We start from the raw sequence: 24,375 nt of genomic DNA on the forward strand, positions 1-24,375 counted from the left end.
CCTCATAAAAGGCAAAAAGCGCCTTTTAGAGTCCAGAACCTCCCTTCGGTGGACCAAACAGCCGGTTCCGCTTTTCTTGATGTCCAGCTGCACCGGCTGGCCCACTGCCAGGGAGAACCTGGCCTCATAAAAGGCAAAAAGCGCCTTTTAGAGTCCAGAACCTCCCTTCGGTGGACCAAACAGCCGGTTCCGCTTTTCTTTATTGTAACAAGCCGCTTTTCTTCCGGGCAAATAAAGCGGCTTGCCTGCTGTTCCCCAATACATGGTAAATCCTATGCTAGTTTAGATGCCTTTTTTCTGTTTGGCAAGAAAAAAGCGCTGTACTTTGTTCTGCGTCGCCCGGACCGGAATGCCATGCTGCCCCAGCAGCGAAAGGAATGCCTGGCGGCCGGCCGCCTCATCGGCCGCTTCGTATTCCAGCTCATAATCATCCTGGCCGAAGTAGAAACTATGGTCAAATACAAGAATGCCTCCTTCGTGGGGCAGCTCCGCCCGCTCTGTCGTCAGGCTGCCGAAATAGCGGAGATTGCTCTTGTCAACACCGAGGGAAAGCAGCATATGTGCCACATCGCCATCAGGAAAGGGGCTTCCCCCGAGCAGCTGCTGCAGCTCTTCCCGGGAAATGCGCTGGTGCGTTTCCAGCAGGCCCACCGCCGCCGGCTGCTTTAAGGTGATGGTGTATGTATGGTTGCGTTCGCGGATGCGGAGCGCAGAGCCCCGTTCCTTCAGCGCAAAGTCCGGCGTCTCAAAATAGTGGTTCGTCTGTGATACGAAATTTGCCGCCGCAAAGGCATCGCACAGCTTCCCGAACTCTTCTTTTGTCAGCATGTTTTTAAATTCAATTTCAATGTTCTGTTTCATAACAGGTCTCCTCCCGTTTGTTCGTTCTTATTATGGCTTTTTCTTGACTGTCATTCAATGATTTCTTCTCCTGCGTTTATGTTGTGGTACAATAGGAGAGGATTTTTCTGTATATAGGAGGAAACGAACATGCGAAAGACAACGATTGTGACAGAGGCAAGGCAAACCGGGGATGTGTTGCTTCTGCATACAGAGCGGCTGGATGTCGAGGCAGCCGGTCTGCGTCCGCGCGGCCATGTGCTGGTGGATTCCGACGGCTTTGCGTTCTTATACATTTTGGAAACAGAACAAGACTTCGTATATCTCAGCATGCCGGAAGCCGTTTGGCCCCAGCTGAAGCAGGCCCTGGCCGGGAAACAGCCGGTGTGGGCGGATGTAAATGGCGTCCGGATGGAACTTGAGCATTTGCAGGAGGAGCTGGCGTACCTGGTAGAGAATATTGAAGGAAATGCCAACTACGGAGATGAGTTCGTCAGCCGGGTTGAAGCTGTTTTTCTCGCGTAAGGGGTGTCGTCATGGATCGCAATTGGGAAAAGTTTCTGGCCCCATATCATCAGGCAGTCGAGGAGTTAAAAATCAAGCTGAAAGGAATGCGTTCGCAGTTCAAAATGTCCGCCAGGCATTCTCCCATTGAATTTGTCACAGGCAGGGTGAAATCAGCGCCGAGCATTTTGGATAAAGCCCATAAACGCAATATTCCGCTGCGCCGTCTCGAAGAGGAAATGCAGGACATCGCGGGGCTGCGTATGATGTGCCAGTTTGTGGACGATATTCGCGTTGTGGTGGAGCAGCTGCGCAAGCGCAATGATTTTTCTATCGTAGAAGAGCGCGACTATGTGTCGCAGAAGAAGGAAAGCGGCTACCGCTCGTACCATGTGGTGATTCTCTACCCGGTGCAGACGATTGAGGGGGAGAAGAAGGTGCTGGTGGAAATCCAAATCCGCACGCTGGCCATGAACTTCTGGGCAACGATTGAGCATTCCTTGAATTATAAGTACAGCGGGCGTTTTCCGGAAGAGATTAAGGAGCGGCTGCAGCGCGCGGCGGAAGCGGCCTATTTGCTGGATGAGGAAATGTCCTCCATCCGCCTGGAAATTCAAGAAGCCCAACAGATCTTTTTGCGCAAGCAGGAGGCGCAGGATTTAGAATAAATAAAAGGGTGTTGACTATGAAATTTGCGATCATGTCAAAGGGAGACGAGGCATCGAATAACCTTGTGTATACGATGCGCGAGTATTTGCTGGACTTTGATTTCGTGATGGATGAAGAGGAGCCGGATATTGTCATTTCGGTCGGCGGAGACGGCACGCTGCTGTATGCCTTCCATCAGTACGCACACCGGCTGGATAAAACCTCCTTCGTCGGTGTACATACCGGCCATTTGGGCTTCTACGCGGATTGGCTGCCGAGCGAGGTGGAGAAGCTGGTGATTGCCATTGCCAGAACGCCGTTTCAGGTGGTGGAGTATCCGCTGCTGGAGGTCATTGTCCGGTACGTGGACGGCAGCCGGGAAACACAGCATTTGGCGATGAATGAAGCGACGGTCAAAAGCACGGAAGGAACGCTTGTGATTGATGTGGAAATTCGCGGGGAATATTTCGAGACATTCCGCGGCGACGGCTTGTGCATTTCCACGCCTTCCGGCAGCACGGCCTACAATAAGGCGCTGGGCGGCGCCATCATTCATCCGTCCATTGAGGCGATTCAGGTGGCGGAAATGGCCTCCATCAATAACCGGGTGTTCCGCACGGTCGGCTCGCCGCTCGTGCTGCCGAAGCACCATACATGTGTGCTGAAGCCGGTGAACAACAACGACCTGCGGCTGACCATTGACCATGTCACCCTGGAGCATCAGGACGTAAAATCAATCCAATGCCGCGTGGCCAACCAAAAGGTGCGCTTTGTGCGCTTCCGGCCGTTCCCGTTCTGGAAGCGGGTGCGGGATTCCTTCGTATCCGACAGATAGGAGAGTACGATTTTGCATACATTTACACTGACATGGACCATCACGGCTGACGGGGAAGGGCTGCTGATCCGGGATTATTTGCGGGCAAAAGGCATATCCAAAGCAGCCTTGACCGACATCAAATTCCGCGGCGGCTCCATCACGGTGGACGGGCAAACGGTGAATGTCCGCCATAAGCTGCGCGCGGGGGAAGCGCTCACGATCTCGTATCCGCCGGAGGAGCGCAGCGAAGGGATGCAGGGTGAGGATATCCCGCTCGACATTTTGTATGAGGATGAGTCGGTGCTTGTGCTGAACAAGCGGCCCTATATGGCAACCATCCCATCGCGGGAGCACCAAAGCGGCACAGTGGCGCATGCGCTGCTGCACCATTATGACCGGCAGGGCCTGTCGAGCACCATTCATATTGTCACCCGGCTGGACCGGGACACATCGGGTGTGATGCTGGTGGCGAAAAACCGCTTTGTGCATCACCTTCTGTCGCAGCAGCAGGTGGTAAAAGCGGTCCGCCGCACGTATGAGGCGCTGGTGCACGGGGTGATGGCAGCAGACCAAGGCATCATTGACGCGCCCATCGCCCGGAAAACGGAAAGCATTATTGAGCGGGTTGTGCGCGAGGACGGCCAGCATGCTGTGACGCACTACCGCGTACTGGAGCGGAAGGCGGATCTGACGTATGTGGAGCTGGAGCTGGAAACAGGCCGCACGCACCAAATCCGCGTGCATCTCGCGTATCTCGGGCATCCGCTGCTTGGCGATGACTTATACGGCGGCCGGCTCGATGTGATGGACCGGCAGGCGCTGCACAGCCGGACGCTCACCTTTTTCCATCCTGTGCTGGAGCGGGCGATGACGTTTACCGCGGAGCTGCCCGCTGATATGAAAGCGGTGCTGCAGGAATAGAAACTCCTTTGGCTTTCACAGCCGAAGGAGTTTTTTTATGGAATTGGCGCATGATAAGAGCAAGAAAGGGGAAATGACCATGTTCATTCACTGGCTTATTATCATCACTGTGGCAGTCGTCAGCTTGATCGGGATTATTGGCATTGCCAGACGCAGCCCATTCCATTACGGGATTTTGCTGGTGCTGCAGCTGGTTTCAGCCTTTGTTCTATGTGTCTTCTTTCAAAAGGTGATGGGCTTCTACCGGTTTGCGCTTCCCTTGAGGTACGCAATGATTCTCGTTCTATCCGGCTTCGGATTGTATGTACTGTTCATTGTCCACTATCGGCCGCGGCATAAAACTTTCTTTTTCTTGTTCACGGTGCTTCATCTCGTTTTTATCCTGGAGTACATTTTGGAGCAATATGTACATTTTATCGTTTATCAGAACGGATGGGACACGTGGGATTCGTATACCTGGTATTGGATTTACACGATTGTGTTTGCGGGGATTGGGGACTATGTGGTGCCGGAGAAGTACCGCAATCCGGTTGATCCGTATTCCAAGGGCTATTGGCTGAGCTTCTTTGGGGTGCTTGTGCTGACAGTGGCATTTACGGTGTATGTGCTGCAAGCAGGAACTTGACGGGGCATTGTCGAAGCAGGCTTTGAAAAGGAGATGATGCTTTGATTGTTAAAGAACGACAAGTGCCTCTTAGACTGTTGAAGCTCGCAGCACTGCAGCGCCGGTTGCCGGAGGGGCACACGAAGCTGCAAGGTGTTGCGGCAGACCTTGCGAGAAGCAGTGCCGGATACCGCGGCGAAGAATCCGTTGACCACTACCTGAAGTTTCTCCCCTGCGATGCGTACCTCATTTTGCATGACCTCCGCCTGCCGGGCACACACGGCTTCTTCCAAATGGACACCCTGATTCTATGCTCCTCCACGCTCATTGTATTAGAAGTGAAAAATATTGCCGGGGAAGTATATTTTGAGAACTCCTTCGAGCAGATGATCCGCTCCAGCGAACGCGGGCAAGAAGTGTTTCAGAATCCGCTGCTGCAGGCGGAGCGGCAGGCCTGGCAGCTGCGGGAATGGCTAAAGCGGAACGAATATCGGGACGTGCCGGTTGAGTTCTTGGTGGTATTGGCGAATGAACGGTCGCTGGTGAGAGCAGATACGAAGCTCGAGCGCGTCATTCGCAGCGCCAGTCTGCCGGGGCGGATTGAGAGGATGAACGTGGGGCGGCATCTTTCCGCGGAAGAACTCCTTGGACTGAGTAGACAGCTTGTAGAAAGTGATCAGCCTGCTGATGTGGATGTGCTGCAGCGATTTCTCATTAAACGCGGAGATCTTCTGACAGGGGTGCATTGTCCTGCATGTGCTGGTTTACCTATGCAATATCGATGGCGCAGCTGGCATTGTCTGCGCTGTGGCTGGAAGTCAAAGGATGCTCACGTTGCTGCGATTCATGATTACGGTTTGCTTTGGAGCAGCCAAGTGAAGAATGCACAAATTCGAACGTTTCTGCAGCTTGATTGCGACCAGCTGACCCGGCGGCTTTTGGCAGATATGAAGCTTCCTTATGAAGGGGAGCGGAAGAGCAGAGTATATTTTATAGATAAATTTGAAAAAGTGTAAGATAACTTCGGAAAATTGTAAGATAAATCTAAGAAAGTGTAAGATAAATTGAAAAAAGTGTAAGATAAATGGCAAGAAGCCAGGGGCCGCCTGGCTTCTCTCTTTTACTGCGCTGTATATCCGCCGTCCACAAGCAGGTTCGCACCCGTGATGAAGCTGGCATCATCAGAAGCGAGGAAGGTGACCGCTTTGGCGATTTCCTCCGGCTTGCCGAGGCGGCCGAGCGGATGGAGGGAGATGAGGTGCTGCTTCGTTGCGTCGTCGAGCTGGCTGAGCAGCGGCGTGTCAATGTAGCCTGGGCATACCGCGTTCACGCGGATGTTTTCCTTCGCATATTCCACCGCCAGCGCACGTGTCAGGTTGACAACGCCGCCTTTTGCGGCGGTGTAGGAGGCAGTTGCAGCCTGTCCGACGTGGCCGAGGATGGAAGCGCAGTTGATGATGCTGCCGCCGCCGTTTTGCTTCATGGCGCGCAGCGCATGCTTGGCGCAAAGGAACACGCCGTCCAGATTGATTGCGATGGTGCGGTGCCAGTCTTCGTAGGAAAGCTCATGGCTCGGGGCCATGGATCCGATGCCGGCATTGCTAAAGATGATGTCCAGCTTGCCAAACTCTGCGACCGCCTGCTCCACCATGGCGGCAATCTGCGCTTCGTCTGTTACATCCACATGCTGATAGATGACCTTTGTTTCTTCCGTACGCAGTTCTTGGGCAAGCTGTTCACCCACCGCATCATTAATATCAGCAATCAGCACATGGGCGCCCTGCTCCACCATATCGCGTACCGTGTATTCCCCAATACCGCTGGCGCCGCCCGTCACAATTGCCGCTTTTCCTTGTAAACGCATGTCCCATTCCTCCTTTAAGCTATGGAAAATCGTCTTCTATTTCTATTTTACTGCAAAGTGGAATAATTTGGTTGAATAATTTGTGTAATGTCGAAAGTTCTTTATTGAGAATATAAAGATTTTACGTTATATTAATTTGAAGAGAAAGGTGGGTTACGGATGAAAGAATTGAAGAGAGACAGTCAACAGGATGAAGAAGTGTTTTTCGAGCAGCAGCTTCAATTGGATCATATCTTTGCAAATTTGCGGGCGTGCTTTTTGGAGAATTGGAGGGTGTCCAATGAGGAGCCTTCCTATTTCCAAACGCCTGAATGGCAGCAGTTTTTTCACACAACAGCAGAGCTGCTGCTTCAGCTTGCTGCCGGCTTCCAGGCAAGCGGACAAGCGGAGATGTGCTTTCGCACAGCTGAGTTTGCCTTCCACATCGGGGCACAGGAAGAGCAGGTGCTGCGTCTGCTGCGTCCTTTCTATGAAGCGAGGGGGAATCTACGTGTGCTGAAGCCGCTCCGCAGGCTGCTGGAGGAGAACAAGCCGGCTTCTTATGAGGAGCAGTTGCGCTATTTCCATGAAAAAGTGCAAGGGCCGCTGTGGGCCCTCGGTTAATCCTCAATCGGCTGAAATTTTTCCGCCACAAAGGGCATGGAGGAGGGGACAGAGACGGTCTCCATTTCCGGGTAGCGAAGGGCAGTCAGCTTCCCGCCAAACACGGCTCCGGTATCAATGTTCACGGTATGGTTGATAAAGCGGGGCTCCCCTACCGGTGTGTGTCCGTATACAATCCAAGCCTTGCCTGTATACTGCTTGGCCCAGTCGCGCCTCACAGGTCTGCCGTCAGGATGCTTGGCGCCGGTAATATCTCCGTACAGCACGAAGGTCTCCACTTTTTTGTTGATTTTGCCGATATAGTCCTCACGGATGCCGGCGTGGCATACGACAAGCTTGCCGTTATCGAGCAGGGTGTACAGCGGCGCCTGTTCGTACAGCTGGATGAATTTATGCTGAATGGTCTTTTGCTCCCGGCGTCCAAGCGCTTCATACTCCGCCACAGTGGTCTCCAGGCCGTGTGTCGTCTGCACCTTGCGTCCGAGAAAAAAGCGGTACAGCTTGTTGCAATGATTGCCTGGTGAATAATGGGCATCCCCTTGTTCCACCACCAGCCGCCAGACAAGCTCCGCCACCCGCAGTGATTCCGGCCCGCGGTCTGTCAAATCCCCGACAAACGCCAGCTTCCGTCCTGCAGGATGCACCGGCAATCCGCTGTCCCACTCATAGCCCAGCTTCTTGGTCAGCGCCTCAAATTCCCGAAAGCATCCATGAATATCGCCAATGACATCATACATGTTTTCACCTTCTTTCCTTCCTTAGTATGTAAAAAGAAAACGCCGCGAATGCGGCGCTCAGTCAAACATATATTTTTTCGTGCGCGATCGGACGTTCAGAATAAACCCGACGGCAATCATGTACGTAAGCAACGAACTGCCGCCATAGCTCATGAACGGAAGAGTGATGCCGGTGATCGGCAGAAGGCCGAGCGTCATCCCGATATTCTGGAACACCTGGAAGGTGAACATTCCGATGGTGCCGGCGCACAGGTAGCTGCCGAACGGGTCGTTGCTCTCAAGCGCGATGTGGATCATGCGGTAGATGAGCAGGAAGAACAGTGAAATGACAATGCTGCCGCCGAGAAACCCGAACTGCTCCGCCACGTTGGTGAAAATAAAGTCTGTGTGCGGTTCAGGGAAGTATACTTCGCCGTGCTTGTAGCCTTTTCCGTATAATTCACCGGAGCCGGTAGCCAGAATGGCCTGGCGCAGCTGATAGCCCTGTGTTTCATATTCATAGGGTGCGAGCCAGCCGTAGAAGCGGTCCAGCTGATACTCCTTCAGAATATGTTCTTTAAAGAAATCGGTATAGTTAAAATAAATATACACAAGCAGCGAGCCGATGGAGACTGCCGTGGCTGTCAGCCCGAGAATGAAGCGCCAGCGGATGCCGGATACGATAATGATGGAAGCAATAATAGCCGTCATAACCATTGTATTTCCAAGGTCCGGCTCCTTTGCAATCAGCAGGAGCGGCGGAGCGCAGGCTGCAAAAATTTTGCCGAGTAGAATCCAGTCCTCCCGTATGGTCCGGACCGGGTACTTTTCATTATGATTGACCACAATCCGGCTCAGCACGAGAATCAGAAACAGCTTCATGACCTCAGACGGCTGAAAATTCCCGATGCCGGGGAGATTGTACCAGGCAGTGGCCCCTTTAATTGTCATAACGAGAGAACCTGGGATTTTCAGCTCCAAGCCGAGCAGAAGCACCATGGCAAAGGCATACAGATACCAGGAAATCTGCTTGTAGCGGTCAAAGTCGATGACCATGGTGCCGGCGATGCCGATGATCCCAATGACATACCACTGAATCTGCTTGGCGACGAAGTTGACGCTCTGCAGCTTCTGCGGCAGGGACGGCTGGGCGCTTGCAATGGCAAAGCAGCTGGTGGCCGCAATTAAAAACAAGATGAACAACAACGTATAATCTATTTGATATTGCTGGTTTTTTTCTGTTTCCATGATTCAATCCCTTCTATCCGTGCCCCACGGTTTTGCTGCGAAAGAGACACTAGTACAATCTTAACGAATTTTTCTCTATTTGCAAATACCATCTTCCGACAAGTTCTGCCGTATCGGGAGCGGTGTGTGTCAGATGATAAAAATTTTTTAACGTGGCTCAAAGTTGCTGAATAGTCAAATTTGAATATAATAAGTGTATACAGAAAGGAGATGAAGTATGGTTACAAAGGAGAGTAACTTGAAATTAGTTGTGGCCGGTTTGCTGCTTGGTATTTTCATGGCCGCCATGGACAATACCATTGTCGCAACCGCCATGGGCACTATCATTAAGGATTTGGGCGGGCTGGATAAGTTTGTCTGGGTCACTTCCGCGTACATGGTGGCCGTAATGGCCGGCATGCCGATTTTCGGCAAGCTGTCTGACATGTACGGACGCAAGCGCTTCTTTATATTCGGACTTTTAGTATTCTTACTCGGATCAGCGCTGTGCGGAATTGCCCAGAGCATTGTGCAGCTGAGTGTGTACCGCGCGATCCAGGGGATTGGCGGCGGCGCCCTCATGCCAATCGCCTTCACCATTATTTTTGACGTATTTCCGCCGGAAAAACGCGGAAAAATGACAGGGCTTTTTGGTGCCGTATTCGGTCTGTCCAGTGTGGCGGGTCCGTTGCTTGGCGCCTATATTACAGAGTACATCAGCTGGCACTGGGTGTTCTATGTCAACGTGCCGATTGGTCTCGTTTCCCTGTTCATGATCTCCAAGTTCTATAAGGAGTCTAAGCAGCACCGCAAGCAAAAAATCGACTGGGGCGGCGCCATCACACTGGTTGTCGGCATTGTCAGCCTCATGTTCGCGCTGGAGCTTGGCGGCAAGGAGTACGCATGGAATTCCACGCAGATCATCAGCTTGCTCAGTGTGTTCGGCGTCTTCTTCCTGGCGTTCTTGTATATTGAAACAAAAGCGTCAGAGCCGATTATTTCCTTCTGGATGTTCAAAAAGCGCATCTTTGCGACGTCGCAGGTGCTGGGCTTGCTGTACGGGGCAACCTTCGTCATTCTGACGGTATACATCCCGATTTTTGTGCAGGCTGTATACGGCGGCTCCGCAACCAATGCGGGTCTCATTCTGACTCCGCTGATGCTCGGCTCTGTTGCGGGCAGCGGCTTCGGCGGCGCGTTCCAGACAAAGATGAAGTTCCGGTCGCTTATGCTCATTTCCATCGTGGCATACATCATCGGCTTCTATCTGCTGTCCACATTGACACCGGATACGCCGCGTTGGATGCTGACTGTGTTCATGATTCTGGCGGGCTTTGGCACAGGCTTCTCGTTCTCCCTGCTGCCATCTGCATCCGTACACGGTTTGGCACCGCAATTCCGCGGTTCTGCAAACTCAACGAACTCGTTCTTCCGTTCTCTTGGAATGACGCTTGGCATTACGATTTTTGGTACGATTCAATCCAATACGTTTACAGATAAATTGAAGGAAGCATTTGCCGGCATGGGCGGCGGCTTCCAGGGCGGCAGTGACGCGCGCACGATTTTTGAAGCAAGCCAACGTGCGAAAATCCCGGCGCCGATTTTGGATAAAATTATTGGCGCGATGTCTTCTTCCATCACAACAGCCTTCACTTGGGCGCTGATTCCAATCGCAGTGGCCTTCGTGGTTGTGCTGCTGATGGGCAATGCGCGCGTGGAAGCAGGCCAGCAGGGACCGGCGCCACGGAAAGCGGCAGGACAAGAATAAGCAGCAGGGCGGTGGGTCATGAGCATTCGGCTTGTAATTTTGGGCTTGCTGATGGAGGGCGCCAAGCATCCGTATGAGATTCATCAAATTATGGAGCAGCGGCAGATGAAGCATTACATTAAGCTGGCGAAAGGCTCCCTCTATTATGCGTTTGAGAAGCTGGAGGAGCAAGGGCGGATTGAGGTGGTGGATGTGGTCCGCGACACCAACCGCCCGGATCGCACCATCTATCAAATTACAGCGGCAGGGCAAGCGGAATTTCATGAGTTGCTGCTCGAGCATTTGCTGCAGCACGAGCACCGGCACCGTCCCATCTATGCCGCGCTTGCCTTTGCCGAGTACGGCAAGCAAGAAGAGATTTCCGCCAAGCTGGCGGAGCGGCTCGGGGAGACGAAGCTGCTGCTTGAGCGGATGCGGAAGCTGTATGAGCAGCTGCAGCCGAAGGAAACAGCGGCCCGGATGTACGTCATTGTGCGTGTGATCCAGCATCTGCAGACGGAAGTGAACTGGCTGGTGCGGCTTCACGCGGATGCGGAGGCCGGGCGGCTGAATCAGGCGGGGCTGCCGGTTTTGGAGCAATTTGAAGGAGGATGACTGCAAAGTCGTCCTCTTTTTTATGGAAAAATATGCGGATGCCCGGCAGACAAGCACCCATTCCTATCTTTCATTTCTTCATATGATAGAGTAGATTCATTTTCCTGGTGAAGACGAATCAGACTGGCTTCAGTTGCCGGGGCCAGTCTAACTCATCTCTCTCTGACGGACGAAGGCAGGGTCGCCATATCCCTGCCTTTTTGTATGCTTGGGCAGGAAAATAGGGGACAGGCACGAAAATAGTAGAAGGATAAGAAAAAATGTGATACACTTCATAATAGTAGCAGGTACTAATAACTAGTGTTATATATAATAGGAGGATGGAGACATGGATCTTCTCAGCTTACAAGGTAAAAACATCGTCGTGATGGGTGTGGCAAACCAACGCAGCATCGCATGGGGCATCGCACGCTCTCTTCATGAAGCGGGAGCAAACCTGATTTTTACATACGCAGGCGAGCGCCTGGAGCGCAATGTGCGCGACTTGGCAGAAACACTGGAAGGCCAGCAGTACCGCATCTTCCCTTGTGATGTGACAAGCGACGAAGACATCGCAAGCTGCTTCGGCGCCATCAAAGCAGAAGTCGGCACAATCCATGGCCTGGCGCACTGCATCGCTTTCGCCAACAAGGATGACCTGAAGGGCGAGTTCGCAGACACATCCCGTGACGGCTTCGCGCTGTCTTTGGACATCAGTGCATACTCTCTCACAGCAGTGGCAAAGGTAGCACAGGAGCTGATGACTGAGGGCGGCAGCATCGTAACGCTGACATACCTCGGCGGCGAGCGTGTAGTGAAGAACTACAACCTCATGGGTGTAGCAAAAGCAGCGCTTGAGGCGAGCGTGAAGTATCTGGCGAACGACCTGGGCCAGAGAAACATTCGTGTAAACTCAATCTCCGCGGGTCCAATCCGTACCCTGTCCGCAAAGGGGATAGGCGATTTCAACAGCATCCTGAAGGAAATTGAAGAAAAAGCGCCAATGCGCCGCAACGTGACACAGGAGGAAGTGGGCGACGTGGCTACGTTCCTTATGAGCAACCTGTCCCGCGGCATCACGGGCGAGAACATCCACGTGGATTCTGGATATCATATTTTGGGTTAAGTCGGCAAAGGAGCACATCCGTCTGGATGTGCTCCTTTTTTTGTCTGGTTCCGGCAGGCTGTGTCGGATCGCCCTGACCAAAAAAGCAAGGACAAGAGCGTAGACCTCAAGCCCGAAGCAGGATATGCATGTTTAGAAGAATGATGCATATGCCTGTCAAGGGGCCCAGAATCTTGGCAGGAAGCTTGCGGACGAGAAAGGCTGCGAGCGGTGCCGCCACAATCCCGCTTCCCATCAGTGTCAGAATCCAGTACCCATTCAATACATTCCAATTGAGCGAAGCAAGAAATCCCAGGCTGGCTGCCACTGAGACAGCGAACTCACTTGCTGAAACGGTGCCGATGGCCTTACGCGGATCATGGCTGGCAGACAGAAGAACAGGGGTGGCAATCGCACCCCAACCGCCTCCGCCGGTGGAATCAGCGAACCCGGCAAACAGACCGAGAAGAATGGACTTCCCTTTCGTCAGAGAACGGGGCTGTATATTTCGTCTCGTGAAGCTTTTACACACAATGTAGAGCCCTAATCCCAGGAGAAAGAGAGAAATATAGGGCTTCACGGCAGCGCCGGATACTTGGCTTAAAAAGGAGGCGCCCAAAAAGGCTCCGGCTGCTCCCGGTATGGTAAGGAGGTACAGTGTGCGCCACTCCACGTTGCCAAATTTCCAGTGTGAAATTCCGGAGGCGGCAGTGGTTGCAATTTCTGCGAGATGAATGGTGGCGGAAGCGACGGCAGGGGCCACGCCGAAGGTCAGAAGCAAAGTGGAGGATGACAGACCATAACCCATGCCCAAGGAGCCGTCAATCAGCTGGGCCAGGAAGCCAACGAGGGCAAATGTAAGAAGCGTCTTCATGCTACCAGCTGTGGTCCTTTTCGTAGCCAAGTTCAATTAAAAAGTCGCCGGCGACCCTTTTGAAATTTTGCTTGTTTTCCTCAGTAAATTCCTCATGCCAGCTGCCAATCTTCCCTTTACGGAAAGTCCAGGATTTTTCCGGGTCCACATTTCGCTTCATGGATTCGGCTATCTCCTGTTTGCTGAGCTGCAGGCTGCCGAGGCTGTCCCACAGGTAATCCACCATTCTGTAGATGGCTGCTTCACGTGCAAGCGGGCTGCCGTTCAATTCCTCAAAACGCACACTGCAAACAGACGGATCCGTCCTCCAGCGATAGATAGGTCCAAACTCCTTGTAAATGCCGGGATAATAGGTTAAGCCCCAAAGGTTGTTTCTTTCTGCCCCCTTCAGCTCCGTTCCAAGAATAATCGTATTCAGCTGTTCCTCAAAGGTTTGCGAACGATTTTGGAAGACTTGAAAGAGTGGATGTTCGTTCATTTGGCGGTGGATAAAATGCAGGAGAGATACAGCTACATCCCGCAGATCACGATAGACAAAAATCTGCTTAATGGCGTGCTGCTGCAGTTCTTTGGAATAATCAGGGCTGTACGAAATGTGGCAGCTGGCCATTTCGCCGGGCTTCAATGCCAAAATTTCCGCAGTGTGCGCTCCTCCCAAAATACGTTCTTTATAAATACCCGGTATGCCTTCCATGAGCTGCATCACAAGGTGCGTTCCGCTTTTTGGCACAGAGTTTACACAAATTTTCGGCAGACTTTGCTGCTTCAGCATTTCCTGTCACGTCCTTTTTGTAAGTGTCAAGCTGACGAGGAGTTCAGCATGTTGATGAAATTTTGACTATACTGCGCAGGTGAAAATAAGCTTTGAACATGCTGTAAAGCTTGGTCGCTCAGCCGTCTCCTCAGCCCTTGATCCGTCATAATCATGTTGGCCATTCTGGCGGCTTCCCCAATATTCCCATGTGGATACACCTTCCCGGTCTGATCGGGCAATAAGAAGCTGGAGATGCCTTCAGATTCTGTTGCCAGCACAGGGCAACGACAGGCCATTGCTTCCAGCACAGCATATCCGAAGCCTTCCAGCTTGGAGGTAGAGCAGAGCAGCCCGCCCGAGTCTCCTATTCTTGAATAATACTTCGGCATTTCAGCGTGTGAGATATTCATATGCATGGTGACGTGGTGCTCCAAGTTAAGCTCCTGCACCATCCGTGTAAAAAGCCGGCGTTCTTGGGCAGTGCTGAGACTTGGATCTTCAAACATCCAGAGCTGAAGATTCGGGCATGTCTCCCTCAGCTTGCTGCCAATCTTCAAAAAGTCCTGCCAATTCTTGTTTGCCTCAATACGGCCCACCCAGCCGAGAACGGGACGGGGCTCTTTCGGCAAAGATACGTAGCCAAAGTCTGCAAAGTTCATGCAGTTATGGAAGCAAAAACGCTGCTCCGGCGGAAAGAATTGCTCGGCCAACTTCATAATATAGGGAGTTTTTGGGTACAGCACACCGTTGCCGCAGCGCGCAACAATAGGTTGGGCATTAGAAAAAGCGAAGAGGGCTTCCTCCCGCAATGCATATCCCTGCACCTCCCAAAATAGCAGCCCCCCATAGCCGAGAGAGCGCAACCGCTCCATGTACTCATAGGCGCTGCTGATGATGATGGCATCATATTGCTGCTCCTGAAGCAGCTTCTGCATCGCTTCGTCCTGATCCATGATGAAGGTGGGAATGTTATATACATTCTGCATGCCTGAACCGGGCCTGAAATACAGCAGGTGGCAGGTGATGCCGGCATCCATGAGCGCCTTGCAGCGCTGGCGGTTTAAGGTTTCAATGCCGCCGCTTGGAATGTAAAACATAAATAGTACCTTCACAGCTTCACATCCTTTCTGTAGTCTGCCTTATTATATGTGCATGTTCAAAAATCTCCACTCTCATTTTATCCGAATAAAAAGATGTTCGTTGGGCGCTTAGCCTTATCGTTACTAATAGCATGTGAATACAATTATATGAAACTGTTTGAAATGACAGTTGCAGAGGAGGGAATAGAATGAAGGTGGCCACTATCCTGGGAACACGTCCCGAATTAATCCGGCTCAGTGTGATTATCCACAAGCTGGATCAACTGGCCAAAGAGCACATCTTGATTCATACGGGACAAAACTATACTGACTCCTTGAGCAGTTTATTTTTCCGGCAAATGGATATCCGTGACCCTGACTACAGGGTACAGCTTACATCCCATGCATTTGGTCCGCAAACAGGGCAAATGTTTCAGGAGGTTGGAAGTCTGCTGGAGCAGGAACGTCCTGATTGTGTGCTTGTGCTGGGAGACACAAACAGTGCACTCTGTGCAATTGTGGCTGAGCGGATGGGGATTCCCGTATACCATATGGAGGCGGGAAACCGATGCCACGATATGCTGGTGCCCGAAGAAAAGAACCGCCGGGTGATTGATGCGGTCTCCACTTATAATTTGCCGTACACAATGCTGAGCCGGGAGAATTTGCTGCGGGAGGGTATGCATCCGCAGCGTATCTGGGTGTCCGGAAATCCAATTTACGAGGTCATGCAGCATTACAAGCAGGACATTCAAAGCAGCACCATTTTGGAACAGCTTCAGTTGGGTGAGAAGCAGTATATGGTTGTAACTGCGCACAGAGCTGAAAATGTGGACCGCAAGGAGCGTCTGCAGCATATTCTTGCGGCTTTGGAGAAGCTGGCTGATGAGCACAAGCAGCCCATCATCTGCAGCTGGCACCCGCGTACGCGGGCAAGAATGGCGCAGTTTGGACTGGAAGTGCACCATCCGCTGATTCAGCTTATGGAGCCAATTGGTTTTTTTGATTTTGTTAAGCTTCAGCAGCATGCCCGCTGCATCATCACGGACAGCGGAACGGTGCAGGAGGAAAGCTGTATCCTGGGCGTGCCGTCTGTGACCATCCGCAACAGCACGGAGCGTCCGGAAACGATTATGTGCGGCAGCAATGTTCTGTCAGGTTTGGATGCGGGGCGCATCACAGACTGTGTAAATTTGATGCTGCAGGTGCAGCGGACATGGGAACTGCCGGAAGGTTATGGGGATAATAGCGTGTCTGACAAAGTAGTCAGCATGATCTTAGGAGGAGTCAATCATGTTTGAAAATCAAACCATTTTAATTACCGGCGGGACGGGATCGTGGGGCTACGAGCTGACACGCCGCCTGCTGACCTACCAGCCGAAGGAAATCCGCGTTTTTTCCCGCAGCGAGGATGCCCAAGTGCGCATGCTGCGGGCCTTCAACCACAATCCTCTTTTAAAATTTGTCATTGGAGATGTCCGTGATTTTCAAGCGGTCACAGAAGCGTGCAAGGGTGTAAACTATGTATTCCATCTTGCCGCTCTGAAGCATGTGCCTATTTGTGAAGAGCAGCCTTATGAAGCGATTAAAACGAATATTGCCGGCACTGAGCATATCATTCGGGCGAGTATTCTGCATGGGGTGGAGAAAGTCATCAATGTTTCCACGGACAAAGCAGTGAACCCCGTGAATCTGTACGGGCTGACAAAGGCAATTGGCGAAAAGCTCATCACGCAGGCAAACTTTCAGAGTGAGAAAACAAAGTTTGTATCGGTGCGCGGCGGGAATGTGCTGGGGACAAACGGAAGTGTGGTTCCATTCTTCAAAAAGCAGATTCTGGAGGGCAAGGATGTTACGCTGACCTCACAAAGCATGACCCGGTTCTTCCTGACGGTCTCTGATTCTATTGATCTCCTTGTAAAAGCGGCAGAAATCTCCAGCGGCGGTGAGATTTTCGTCATGAAAATGAGCTGCTGCCGCATTGCGGACCTCGCCAAGGTGCTGATTCGAAATTTCTCCCAAACAGAAGTGAATATCCAGGAGGTTGGCGTGCGCCTTGGGGAGAAGCTGCATGAGGCGTTGCTGACAAAGTATGAAAGCACGCATTCCTATCAGTATATGGACCAGTACTTCATTATCCTGCCTGCCCACTTGGATGTTTCTGATTTTCCACAATACAAGGATTTGCCGAAGGTGGCATTGGAAGAATATGAGTCTACGCAGGATTTGATGACAGAGGAGCAAATTGAAAAGCTGCTGCAGCGCGGAGGCTTTTTGTTATGAAAGTGCTGATCTTAGGCGGTCAAGGAATGGCTGGTCATATCATTGCAGATTATTTGCAGGAGCAGACAGACCATGAAGTGTGGCGGACCGTCAGGAGAGAGACAGGGGATTCCCGGTGTCTCTCTCTTGATGTGCGGGAGGAGACAAAAGTAAAAGGTATTCTGGAACAAATCAGGCCGGATGTTGTCATTAATGCAGTGGGTTTATTGAATGAAGCGGTGGACCGCCACCTGGCAGATGCGATTTATGTGAACAGCCTGCTGCCGCATCGTCTCGCTTCATGGGGAGAAGAGCTATCATACCGGCTCATTCACATCAGCACGGATTGTGTATTTTCCGGACGAAACGGCGGCTATCGCGAGCAGGATGCCGCTGATGCCGACAGCCTGTATGGCCGGACGAAGTATTTGGGAGAAGTCCAGCAGCCGCATCTGACCATCCGTACTTCTATCATCGGCCCGGAATTAAAGGAGAATGGCATCGGGCTGTTTCATTGGTTTATGAAGCAAACCGGAACCATAAAAGGCTTTACAGAGGTGTTCTGGAACGGAGTCACGACACTGGAGCTGGCAAAGTTCATTTCCAGCACAATCGGGCAGCCCCTTTCCGGACTCATCCATCTCGCCGCAGCCCCGGCTATTTCCAAGCATCAGCTGCTCAGTATGATGAAGGAGGAATTTTCCCGGGATGATATAACCATTGTGCTTGATGCCGGACCAAGGTCGGACAAAAGCATTGTATCGACGAGAGGCGATATATCCTATACCGTGCCGGCTTACCGGCTCATGCTGCAGGAGCTGCACATGTGGATGCAGCTGCATCAAGAGCAGTATCAGCAATATAACAGGTAGAGAGGAAAAACAGACCATGCTGCCAAAGGTTACCATTATTATTCCCTTTTATAATTGCCGCTATGTCCAGTCGGCCATTTGGAGTGCCCTGGCACAAACGCATCCCCATGTGGAGGTGATTGTGGTGGATGACGGCTCAACAAAGTATACAGAGCTGATTGAACCATATAAAGGAAGAATCCGTTATATCCGCAAAGAAAACGGCGGGACCGCCACAGCTTTGAATGCCGGCATCCGCGCTGCGACAGGAGAGTATATCAGCTGGCTCAGCTCCGACGATATGTATGATCCGAAGAAGGTGGAGGCACAGCTGGCATTTATGCTGGAGAAGCAGGCTTATATCAGCTGTACCCGCTGGAACCTGATTGATGCGGAGGGCACCATTATCCACTACAATGTGGGAAATCCAATCCGCAGCCGGATTGAGTTCCTGCAAACTATGGCAAAGAGCTGTGTCATCAATGGATGCACCATTATGATCCATAAAAATATTTTCCAAGAAATCGGGCTGTTTGACGAAGCCCTGCTGTATACGCACGATTATGATTTATGGCTGCGGGTTATGAAAAAGTATGAGATGCACTATCTCGATATGACGCTTATCAATTATCGCGTGCATGAAAACATGGGGTCCATTCAGCACGGCAAGGAGCAGCAGGAGGAGGTTGTTCTGGTAAAACGCAAGCACCGCCAGGATTTGCAGCGGCTCATACAAGAGCTGGCCGCACAGCAGGGGAAGGGGCAGTCATGAAAATCACAATGCCCATTCTTACGCTGAGTAAAGGCGGTGCCCAGCGTATGCTGGCGGAGCTTGCGAATGCCATGGCACAGCGCGGCCACGAGGTGACGGTCGTGATGCCGCCGCAGGGAGAAATAGATTTCCCGCTGCATACACAGGTGCTGCGTACAAAGGGCACTGACATACAGGAGGAGGACCTTCCGGCCGGAGATATCATTCTGTCCAACTTTTACACGCTGATTGAAATGGCGGAGCGGGCCAGCCGCAAGGGCAAGGGGAAGCATGTGCGCCTGAGTCTGTGCTATGAGCCTGCCTTTCTTCCGTACAACCATGTGTCCTTCCCGACTTATAACATGACCTCCAACCTAATTGTGCTGTCCAAATGGCAGCAAACCCTGATTGAAACCATTCACGGCATTCGGGGTGAAATTGTCCCGGCCGGCGTCAGCGGGGAATTCGGCAATCTGCAGCTCCGGGAGCAGGAGCCATTGCAAATTGCCGCGGTTTTTCGTAAAGCAGAGGGAGGCTTCTCTTGGCATAGGGAGCAGGATTACCTGCTGTCAGCTCTCTTACAGGTACGCCGGGAGGTTCCTGCTGTGCAAATCAACATGATCAGTCCGCCCGGAGAGTACCATGCTTCGCCGCAGCTGCAGGAAATGAAGCGAATGCACAACTTCCAGCTGTATACACCTGCAAATGACACCGAGCTCAATTATCATTACAATCAGTCGCACATCTTTGTCAGCTCTTCTATTTACGATACCATCTCCTTGCCGGCCCTGGAGGCAATGAAAACGGGAGCAGCTGTAGTATCGCTGTATTCCGGCGGCAACATGGACTACTGCCGGCCGGGAGCCAATTGCCTGTTGTCATACCGGCATGAAGGCAGGCTTGCTGCGGACATTCTCCGGCTTGTCCGGGACACAGAGCTGCGCCAGTCCCTGGCAAGGGCCGGCGAGAATGAAGCGAAGCTTTGGACATGGGAGCGGAGCGGAGACCGGTTGGAGGAGGTGCTCCAGTCGTTTCTGCGGTCATAGCATGCAAGGGAAGGGAGTGCCGGGGCACTCCCTTTTATATCATAAGCTGCTGCAGCTTTTCTTCGTAGGAACGCACCACAGGATGGGAGGAGGTGTGCCGCTTTGCCTCCTGCAAATGCAGCCGGGCGTTTTCGTAATCCTTCCTATGAAGATAGCAGGCGCACAGCTGAATGTGCGGCAGCCACGTATAATACATATGCTCCACCGCTGCCGTGCTGCCAGCGGGGCGCTGGAGCTCCAGAGAAAACCGCGCCCAAGGCAAGGCAGCCTCATACTGGCCGGATTCAATAAAGATATTGCAAATTCGGCCGATCAGCTCCCGGCGCGGCAGGCCGTACTGCAAGCCCTGCAGACACGTCTGCAGGCATTCCTGCCGTCTGCCGGCGAGGTAATGACAGTCTGCCAGATATGCGTGGGCCAGCAGCCGCGATTCAATCTCTGTAGGCGCCAGCTCCAAGAAGCGGGCAAACCAAGTGCCGGCAGCCTCCACCTGCCGGCTGTGCAGCAGTTCAAAGGCATAGTGGAACATATCCCGCGGCGTCAGCTCTGCCCCTTCAGCCAGCATGCTTTCGTAGATTTGAAGATTGCGGCTTGTAACGGCTTTTTCTTTCCCGTGTGTGACTGCAATTGTTGCATAGGCGCGGGCAGCTCCGTGATCCTGCAGTGTTTCGTGCACCCGCCCCACCCATTTGTATTGCTTGGCGCGGCGGACAAGCCGTGTCCGGATCGTACTGAAGGTGACCCTGCCCTGCTCATCATGCCGAATGTGGTAGTCCATGAGAAAGGAGTCGACATCATGAGGGAAATGGCTCTTCAGCTCCGCGAACCGGCGCTGGTCCTCCTCGAGCAGCATATCATCTGCATCCAGCCAAAGAATATATTCCATCGTTGCTTTGGAAAAGGCGAAATTACGCGCGGCGGCAAAATCCTGGATCCATGGGAAATGATGGATTTCCAGAGTATAGGCTGAAGCAATTTGTACCGTTTCGTCTGTGGAGCCCGTGTCCACGATGATTATTTCATCTACAAGATGGGACACGCTGTCCAAGCAGCGTGCAAGTGTCTGCGCCTCATCCTTCACAATCATACAAAGACTGATTGTGGGAGATTGATATTCTTTCATTTCTGCTTCCTCCCTCTCTATCCTAATAAGAAGGCGAAAAAAGAATTGAGGGAGCCTCAATTCTTTCTTTGTCATGTAAAGATTTTATGGTATTTGGATAATGCGAAGGCTGACCTGCTCCAGGGTGATATCTGTATCCAGACTTGGAATCGTAATGCCGCTGAGACTTGGCGTCAAGGTCGGAGTTAAGGTCGGTGTACCGTTATCAAAGGCTGTCACAGCAATATAAAGACTATCGCCATCCCCCATGGATACGAGCGTAGAACCATTTTGCAGATTCGTGATGCCTGTATTGGCAGCGCCGGAAAGGGTAAAAGAATCTGATAGAGTCGTAACAACCTGGTCTGCTGAAAATTTAATGACAGCAAATTGGACAGTTGAAGTAGAGAGGGAGCGGTTCAGTGTCAAATCATAGTTAATAGAGTAAATACCAGGGCTCAGTGTGCTGAGAGAGTCTTTATAGCCGTTCAATTCTGTGTGCTCTACATCACGCAGCACGGTCGCTTCGAGCAAAGGAAGCGGCACACCGACTGAAAGGTCGTCAATGATATAGGGAGCATCGGTACTGGCAGCAACGAAGGAAACCACGGTATTTGCCTGCACCTGGCTGTTGGAAAATGCGGTGAATGCGGCTCCTGCAGCGACCGGCCCGGCTGGCGGCCCTGGCACCCCCTGAGGCCCTTGAGGTCCTGCGGGTCCAACTTCACCTTGAAGCCCTTGAGGCCCTTGAGGTCCTGCGGGTCCAGCTTCACCTTGAGGCCCTTGGGGTCCGGCAGGCCCAACGGCACCTTGAAGCCCTTGGGGCCCGGCAGACCCGGTTTCGCCCTGAAGTCCTTGAGGTCCAGCAGGCCCAGCCGGTCCTATTGCACCCTGAGGTCCTTGAGGTCCTTGAGGCCCTTGAGGTCCTTGAGGTCCTTGAGGCCCAGGCACCGGCACTCTGAGCCTTGAAAGCAAGCGAAGGCACTCATAATCAAAGCAACCGGAACGCACATTCGCCAGTGTGGGCTTTGGGCATGATTTGCCTATATGTTTGTGCATAAGAAACAGCCTCCTTATAGGAATTTACACCTCCTAGTGTATGTGGGAGGTGCAAAGTTGGGATGGGCGGGTGTGCCGTGTATTGCATGTATTTTAGTCCGTCTTTCGGCAATGACACCTTTCGCACCGGCAGTTGGACAGCTGGATTCAGCGGGGGCGCACATTTTTCATGCGGGAAGCACCAAAATGTAACCGAATGAGAGGAGTACAATATAGTATTTAATAGGGATAAGCCACGCTTCAGGCTATGTGCCGTTGGCCTACGAGCTTCCAAGTATGTAATTTTCAATGGAATGGGGTGAGATGCAATGATAAAGAAAGCTGTGATACCTGCTGCCGGATATGGAACAAGAAGCCTGCCCATCACAAAGGTGCTGCCAAAGGAACTGTTTCCGATTGCCGGGCGTCCCGCCATTGACTATGTGGTGCAGGAAGCCGCAGAAGCAGGAATTGAAGAAATTCTAATTGTCTTATCGAGATACAAGGATATGATTGTTGACTATTTTGACCGTTCTCTGGAACTTGAGGTGTTTTTACAGGAAAAAGGAAAAGCGCACTTGCTTCCCCTTATTGAACAGCCAAAGGTGCATATTCAATATGTGCGGCAGCCGTATGCAAGCGGACTTGGGGATGCGGTGCGCCTGGCGCAGTCTTTCGCAGGGAATGATCCTTTTGCGGTGCTGCTGCCTGACCAGTTTTTTGTAAGGGAGCAGGGCAATGCGCTGCAAACGGTGATTCAGGCCTATGAGCAGCGCCGGAACAGTATCATTGGTGTAAAAGCAGTGAAAGAGGAAGATTTAAAGCTGTACGGAGTGATACAGGGAACAAAAGTGACAGAGCAGCTGTACAACATTACAGACATTATTGAAAAGCCGCAAATACATCCCCCTTCAAATCTGGCTGTAATCGGCCGCTACGTGTTTACCCCGGAAATTTTTCAATATCTTCAGCGTGTACAGCCTGGCGTAGGAAATGAAATTCAATTGACCGATGCCATCAAGGATATGATGGCGGTTCATCCATTTCAGGCGCAAATTCTGCCGATGGATTGCTATGATTTGGGAAAAGAAGAGGAGTATATGGCGCTCCTTACTTATATGTTCAAGAGGAAATGAGGCGACAGACATGAAGGTTTTGGTAGTCGGCACAGGCTACGTGGGGGCGACAACCGCCCTGATTTTTGCCGAACAGGGCCATCAGGTGACAGGTGTGGATGTGGACGAGAAGAAGATTGCAAGCCTGCGGGCCGGCAAGCTTCATTTTTATGAGGAAGGGCTGGAGGAGCTGCTGGTGAAGCATTTGCAGCAGCAGCTTATCTTTACGACGGATATGGAAAAGGCCGTGCAGGAGAACGAGATGATCTACATCTGTGTAGGCACGCCGCAGAAAGAAGACGGCAGTGCCAACCTGGCCTATGTGGAGCAGGTGGCACGGGCGATTGGCCAATATATGAATGGGTACAAGACTGTTGTCACCAAAAGCACGGTGCCGGTCGGCACGGCAGAGAAGGTGACGAACTGGATTGCCAAAGCGCAGACAAAGCCGTATGAGTATGACGTAGTATCAAACCCAGAGTTCCTGCGGGAAGGATCAGCTCTGTATGATGCCTTGCATCCTGACCGTATTGTGGTGGGAGCTTCGACAGAACGGGCATTTCAGAAGATGCGCGTCTTATTCGGCGAAGTGAATTGTCCTTATGTGGAGACAGAACCGAAGGCATCCGAATTGATCAAGTATGCGGCAAACTCTTTTCTGGCGTTGAAGATTTCTTACATCAATGAGTTGGCAAGACTGTGCGACAGCCTCCATATCAATGTCAAAGATGTGGCAAACGGCATGGGATTGGATAAGCGAATTGGTACGAGCTTTCTCGGAGCCGGCATTGGATATGGAGGCTCTTGTTTTCCGAAGGATGTGAACGCATTGCTCAATACAGCTGCTCAAAGCAGCAGACCGCTTACAATTCTTGCTAAGGCAGTTCAAGTGAATGAATCCCAGACATTATATGCACTGGAAAAAATGGAAGCTGCGTTGGGCGGATGGAAGGAAAAAACGATTGCTGTGCTCGGATTGGCTTTCAAGGCGGATACAGATGATATGCGGGAGTCTCCATCCTTAAAAATGATTCACTATCTGCTCCAGCAGGGGGTAACGGTGAAGGTGCATGACCCGGTGGCGAAATATACTGGGGGAGGTGTGCTGCAATGTGCCAGCGTGGCTGAAGCCATACAAGGAGCGGATGCTGTATTCCTGTGCACAGATTGGGCCGAATATAAGCAATTGGACTGGGGCAGCTTGTCCAAGGAAATGAATCAGCCAATTGTGCTGGATGGGCGGAACTGCTTGGATGCCAAGCAATTGAGGGAAGCCGGTGTTCAATATTATGGTTTGGGAGTATGATAGGACA

26 protein-coding genes are annotated in these 24,375 nt (G+C 52.0%); 17 read left to right on the top strand and 9 right to left on the bottom strand.

The window, feature by feature from the left end; all coding sequences use genetic code 11:
• Window positions 1–282: 282 nt before the first annotated feature.
• Entirely contained in the window at window positions 283–861 is a 579-nt protein-coding gene (locus NK662_RS07165) for a CYTH domain-containing protein (protein ID WP_254758232.1), read from the bottom strand.
• 129 nt (window positions 862–990) lie between these two features.
• On the opposite strand from NK662_RS07165, the gene NK662_RS07170 reads away from it, so the two are divergent.
• From NK662_RS07170 to NK662_RS07195, 6 genes are read left to right on the top strand one after another with little or no spacing between them, the layout of a single operon-like run.
• The gene (locus NK662_RS07170) at window positions 991–1,365 is read left to right on the top strand and encodes a UPF0738 family protein (protein ID WP_254758233.1); all 375 of its coding nucleotides are present in this window, start codon (window positions 991–993) and stop codon (window positions 1,363–1,365) included.
• Window positions 1,366–1,376: 11 nt separating this feature from the next.
• Window positions 1,377–2,012: a GTP diphosphokinase gene (gene yjbM / locus NK662_RS07175; RefSeq protein WP_254758234.1), complete on the top strand. Its 636-nt coding sequence runs from the start codon at window positions 1,377–1,379 to the stop codon at window positions 2,010–2,012.
• A 17-nt stretch (window positions 2,013–2,029) separates the two neighbouring features.
• On the top strand, window positions 2,030–2,827 hold the full coding sequence (locus NK662_RS07180; RefSeq protein WP_254758235.1) for an NAD kinase: 798 nt from the start codon (window positions 2,030–2,032) through the stop codon (window positions 2,825–2,827).
• A 12-nt stretch (window positions 2,828–2,839) separates the two neighbouring features.
• Entirely contained in the window at window positions 2,840–3,730 is an 891-nt protein-coding gene (locus NK662_RS07185) for an RluA family pseudouridine synthase (RefSeq protein ID WP_254758236.1), read from the top strand.
• A 37-nt stretch (window positions 3,731–3,767) separates the two neighbouring features.
• The gene (locus tag NK662_RS07190) at window positions 3,768–4,355 is read left to right on the top strand and encodes a hypothetical protein (protein WP_254758237.1); all 588 of its coding nucleotides are present in this window, start codon (window positions 3,768–3,770) and stop codon (window positions 4,353–4,355) included.
• Window positions 4,356–4,396: 41 nt separating this feature from the next.
• Complete coding sequence (locus NK662_RS07195) at window positions 4,397–5,350, top strand: nuclease-related domain-containing protein (protein WP_254758238.1); 954 nt, start codon at window positions 4,397–4,399, stop codon at window positions 5,348–5,350.
• A gap of 104 nt (window positions 5,351–5,454) precedes the next feature.
• On the opposite strand, the gene NK662_RS07200 is transcribed toward NK662_RS07195, so the two are convergent.
• Window positions 5,455–6,198 (bottom strand): SDR family NAD(P)-dependent oxidoreductase, encoded by a 744-nt coding sequence (locus tag NK662_RS07200; RefSeq protein ID WP_254758239.1) that lies wholly within the window; start codon window positions 6,196–6,198, stop codon window positions 5,455–5,457.
• 159 nt (window positions 6,199–6,357) lie between these two features.
• Between NK662_RS07200 and NK662_RS07205 the strand changes: the two genes are divergently transcribed.
• A complete protein-coding gene (locus NK662_RS07205) occupies window positions 6,358–6,801 on the top strand; it encodes a hypothetical protein (protein WP_254758241.1) in 444 nt (147 codons plus the stop codon).
• On the opposite strand, the gene prpE is transcribed toward NK662_RS07205, so the two are convergent.
• Window positions 6,798–7,538, bottom strand: coding sequence for a bis(5'-nucleosyl)-tetraphosphatase PrpE (gene prpE / locus NK662_RS07210; protein WP_254758242.1), 741 nt, complete (start codon window positions 7,536–7,538; stop codon window positions 6,798–6,800). The genes NK662_RS07205 and prpE overlap by 4 nt on opposite strands.
• A gap of 57 nt (window positions 7,539–7,595) precedes the next feature.
• Complete coding sequence (locus NK662_RS07215) at window positions 7,596–8,765, bottom strand: FtsW/RodA/SpoVE family cell cycle protein (protein ID WP_254758243.1); 1,170 nt, start codon at window positions 8,763–8,765, stop codon at window positions 7,596–7,598.
• A gap of 217 nt (window positions 8,766–8,982) precedes the next feature.
• Here NK662_RS07215 and NK662_RS07220 point away from each other — a divergent pair, with 217 nt between their 5' ends.
• From NK662_RS07220 to fabI, 3 genes are all read left to right on the top strand, one after another.
• Window positions 8,983–10,512 carry an MDR family MFS transporter gene (locus tag NK662_RS07220; protein WP_254758244.1) on the top strand — a complete coding sequence of 510 codons (1,530 nt, stop codon included), beginning with the start codon at window positions 8,983–8,985 and terminating at the stop codon, window positions 10,510–10,512.
• Between the two features lie 18 nt (window positions 10,513–10,530).
• Window positions 10,531–11,106, top strand: a complete 576-nt coding sequence (locus NK662_RS07225; protein ID WP_254758246.1) for a PadR family transcriptional regulator — start codon at window positions 10,531–10,533, stop codon at window positions 11,104–11,106.
• A 328-nt stretch (window positions 11,107–11,434) separates the two neighbouring features.
• Window positions 11,435–12,211, top strand: coding sequence for an enoyl-ACP reductase FabI (gene fabI, locus NK662_RS07230; RefSeq protein WP_254758247.1), 777 nt, complete (start codon window positions 11,435–11,437; stop codon window positions 12,209–12,211).
• A gap of 106 nt (window positions 12,212–12,317) precedes the next feature.
• Here the strand turns inward: fabI and NK662_RS07235 are convergent, their stop codons facing one another.
• From NK662_RS07235 to NK662_RS23690, 3 genes are read right to left on the bottom strand one after another with little or no spacing between them, the layout of a single operon-like run.
• Window positions 12,318–13,064, bottom strand: a complete 747-nt coding sequence (locus NK662_RS07235; RefSeq protein ID WP_254758248.1) for a sulfite exporter TauE/SafE family protein — start codon at window positions 13,062–13,064, stop codon at window positions 12,318–12,320.
• Window position 13,065: 1 nt separating this feature from the next.
• Window positions 13,066–13,836: a sulfotransferase domain-containing protein gene (locus tag NK662_RS07240; protein ID WP_254758249.1), complete on the bottom strand. Its 771-nt coding sequence runs from the start codon at window positions 13,834–13,836 to the stop codon at window positions 13,066–13,068.
• 26 nt (window positions 13,837–13,862) lie between these two features.
• Window positions 13,863–14,930 (bottom strand): glycosyltransferase family 4 protein, encoded by a 1,068-nt coding sequence (locus NK662_RS23690; protein ID WP_254758250.1) that lies wholly within the window; start codon window positions 14,928–14,930, stop codon window positions 13,863–13,865.
• A 176-nt stretch (window positions 14,931–15,106) separates the two neighbouring features.
• Here NK662_RS23690 and wecB point away from each other — a divergent pair, with 176 nt between their 5' ends.
• The 5 genes from wecB to NK662_RS07270 are packed head-to-tail and all read left to right on the top strand — an operon-like array spanning window position 15,107 to window position 19,807.
• Window positions 15,107–16,198, top strand: coding sequence for a non-hydrolyzing UDP-N-acetylglucosamine 2-epimerase (gene wecB, locus NK662_RS07250; protein WP_254758251.1), 1,092 nt, complete (start codon window positions 15,107–15,109; stop codon window positions 16,196–16,198).
• Entirely contained in the window at window positions 16,191–17,180 is a 990-nt protein-coding gene (locus NK662_RS07255; RefSeq protein ID WP_254758252.1) for a polysaccharide biosynthesis protein, read from the top strand. The genes wecB and NK662_RS07255 overlap by 8 nt, the downstream gene beginning before the upstream one ends.
• Entirely contained in the window at window positions 17,177–18,031 is an 855-nt protein-coding gene (locus tag NK662_RS07260; protein ID WP_254758253.1) for a dTDP-4-dehydrorhamnose reductase family protein, read from the top strand. The genes NK662_RS07255 and NK662_RS07260 overlap by 4 nt, the downstream gene beginning before the upstream one ends.
• Window positions 18,032–18,047: 16 nt before the next feature.
• The gene (locus tag NK662_RS07265; protein WP_254758254.1) at window positions 18,048–18,782 is read left to right on the top strand and encodes a glycosyltransferase family 2 protein; all 735 of its coding nucleotides are present in this window, start codon (window positions 18,048–18,050) and stop codon (window positions 18,780–18,782) included.
• Window positions 18,779–19,807: a glycosyltransferase family 4 protein gene (locus NK662_RS07270; protein ID WP_254758255.1), complete on the top strand. Its 1,029-nt coding sequence runs from the start codon at window positions 18,779–18,781 to the stop codon at window positions 19,805–19,807. Before NK662_RS07265 ends, NK662_RS07270 begins: the two co-directional genes overlap by 4 nt.
• 34 nt (window positions 19,808–19,841) lie before the next feature.
• Here the strand turns inward: NK662_RS07270 and NK662_RS07275 are convergent, their stop codons facing one another.
• Window positions 19,842–20,930, bottom strand: a complete 1,089-nt coding sequence (locus NK662_RS07275) for a glycosyltransferase family 2 protein (RefSeq protein WP_254758256.1) — start codon at window positions 20,928–20,930, stop codon at window positions 19,842–19,844.
• Between the two features lie 84 nt (window positions 20,931–21,014).
• Window positions 21,015–21,599: a hypothetical protein gene (locus NK662_RS07280; RefSeq protein WP_254758257.1), complete on the bottom strand. Its 585-nt coding sequence runs from the start codon at window positions 21,597–21,599 to the stop codon at window positions 21,015–21,017.
• A gap of 677 nt (window positions 21,600–22,276) precedes the next feature.
• On the opposite strand from NK662_RS07280, the gene NK662_RS07285 reads away from it, so the two are divergent.
• Both NK662_RS07285 and NK662_RS07290 read left to right on the top strand, forming a co-directional pair.
• Entirely contained in the window at window positions 22,277–23,083 is an 807-nt protein-coding gene (locus tag NK662_RS07285) for a UTP--glucose-1-phosphate uridylyltransferase (RefSeq protein ID WP_254758258.1), read from the top strand.
• A gap of 10 nt (window positions 23,084–23,093) precedes the next feature.
• Window positions 23,094–24,368, top strand: a complete 1,275-nt coding sequence (locus NK662_RS07290) for a UDP-glucose dehydrogenase family protein (protein ID WP_254758259.1) — start codon at window positions 23,094–23,096, stop codon at window positions 24,366–24,368.
• Window positions 24,369–24,375 lie beyond the last annotated feature (7 nt).

The organism is Ectobacillus ponti (assembly GCF_024294785.1).
Taxonomy (GTDB): domain Bacteria; phylum Bacillota; class Bacilli; order Bacillales; family Bacillaceae_G; genus Ectobacillus; species Ectobacillus ponti.

Coding starts and splice junctions, on each gene's coding strand:
- NK662_RS07165 (WP_254758232.1), bottom strand. CDS start 861: ATGAAACAGAACATTGAAATTGAATTTAAAAACATGCTGACAAAAGAA.
- NK662_RS07170 (WP_254758233.1), top strand. CDS start 991: ATGCGAAAGACAACGATTGTGACAGAGGCAAGGCAAACCGGGGATGTG.
- yjbM (WP_254758234.1), top strand. CDS start 1,377: ATGGATCGCAATTGGGAAAAGTTTCTGGCCCCATATCATCAGGCAGTC.
- NK662_RS07180 (WP_254758235.1), top strand. CDS start 2,030: ATGAAATTTGCGATCATGTCAAAGGGAGACGAGGCATCGAATAACCTT.
- NK662_RS07190 (WP_254758237.1), top strand. CDS start 3,768: ATGGAATTGGCGCATGATAAGAGCAAGAAAGGGGAAATGACCATGTTC.
- NK662_RS07200 (WP_254758239.1), bottom strand. CDS start 6,198: ATGCGTTTACAAGGAAAAGCGGCAATTGTGACGGGCGGCGCCAGCGGT.
- NK662_RS07205 (WP_254758241.1), top strand. CDS start 6,358: ATGAAAGAATTGAAGAGAGACAGTCAACAGGATGAAGAAGTGTTTTTC.
- prpE (WP_254758242.1), bottom strand. CDS start 7,538: ATGTATGATGTCATTGGCGATATTCATGGATGCTTTCGGGAATTTGAG.
- NK662_RS07215 (WP_254758243.1), bottom strand. CDS start 8,765: ATGGAAACAGAAAAAAACCAGCAATATCAAATAGATTATACGTTGTTG.
- NK662_RS07220 (WP_254758244.1), top strand. CDS start 8,983: ATGGTTACAAAGGAGAGTAACTTGAAATTAGTTGTGGCCGGTTTGCTG.
- NK662_RS07225 (WP_254758246.1), top strand. CDS start 10,531: ATGAGCATTCGGCTTGTAATTTTGGGCTTGCTGATGGAGGGCGCCAAG.
- fabI (WP_254758247.1), top strand. CDS start 11,435: ATGGATCTTCTCAGCTTACAAGGTAAAAACATCGTCGTGATGGGTGTG.
- NK662_RS07235 (WP_254758248.1), bottom strand. CDS start 13,064: ATGAAGACGCTTCTTACATTTGCCCTCGTTGGCTTCCTGGCCCAGCTG.
- NK662_RS07240 (WP_254758249.1), bottom strand. CDS start 13,836: ATGCTGAAGCAGCAAAGTCTGCCGAAAATTTGTGTAAACTCTGTGCCA.
- wecB (WP_254758251.1), top strand. CDS start 15,107: ATGAAGGTGGCCACTATCCTGGGAACACGTCCCGAATTAATCCGGCTC.
- NK662_RS07255 (WP_254758252.1), top strand. CDS start 16,191: ATGTTTGAAAATCAAACCATTTTAATTACCGGCGGGACGGGATCGTGG.
- NK662_RS07260 (WP_254758253.1), top strand. CDS start 17,177: ATGAAAGTGCTGATCTTAGGCGGTCAAGGAATGGCTGGTCATATCATT.
- NK662_RS07265 (WP_254758254.1), top strand. CDS start 18,048: ATGCTGCCAAAGGTTACCATTATTATTCCCTTTTATAATTGCCGCTAT.
- NK662_RS07270 (WP_254758255.1), top strand. CDS start 18,779: ATGAAAATCACAATGCCCATTCTTACGCTGAGTAAAGGCGGTGCCCAG.
- NK662_RS07275 (WP_254758256.1), bottom strand. CDS start 20,930: ATGAAAGAATATCAATCTCCCACAATCAGTCTTTGTATGATTGTGAAG.
- NK662_RS07285 (WP_254758258.1), top strand. CDS start 22,277: ATGATAAAGAAAGCTGTGATACCTGCTGCCGGATATGGAACAAGAAGC.
- NK662_RS07290 (WP_254758259.1), top strand. CDS start 23,094: ATGAAGGTTTTGGTAGTCGGCACAGGCTACGTGGGGGCGACAACCGCC.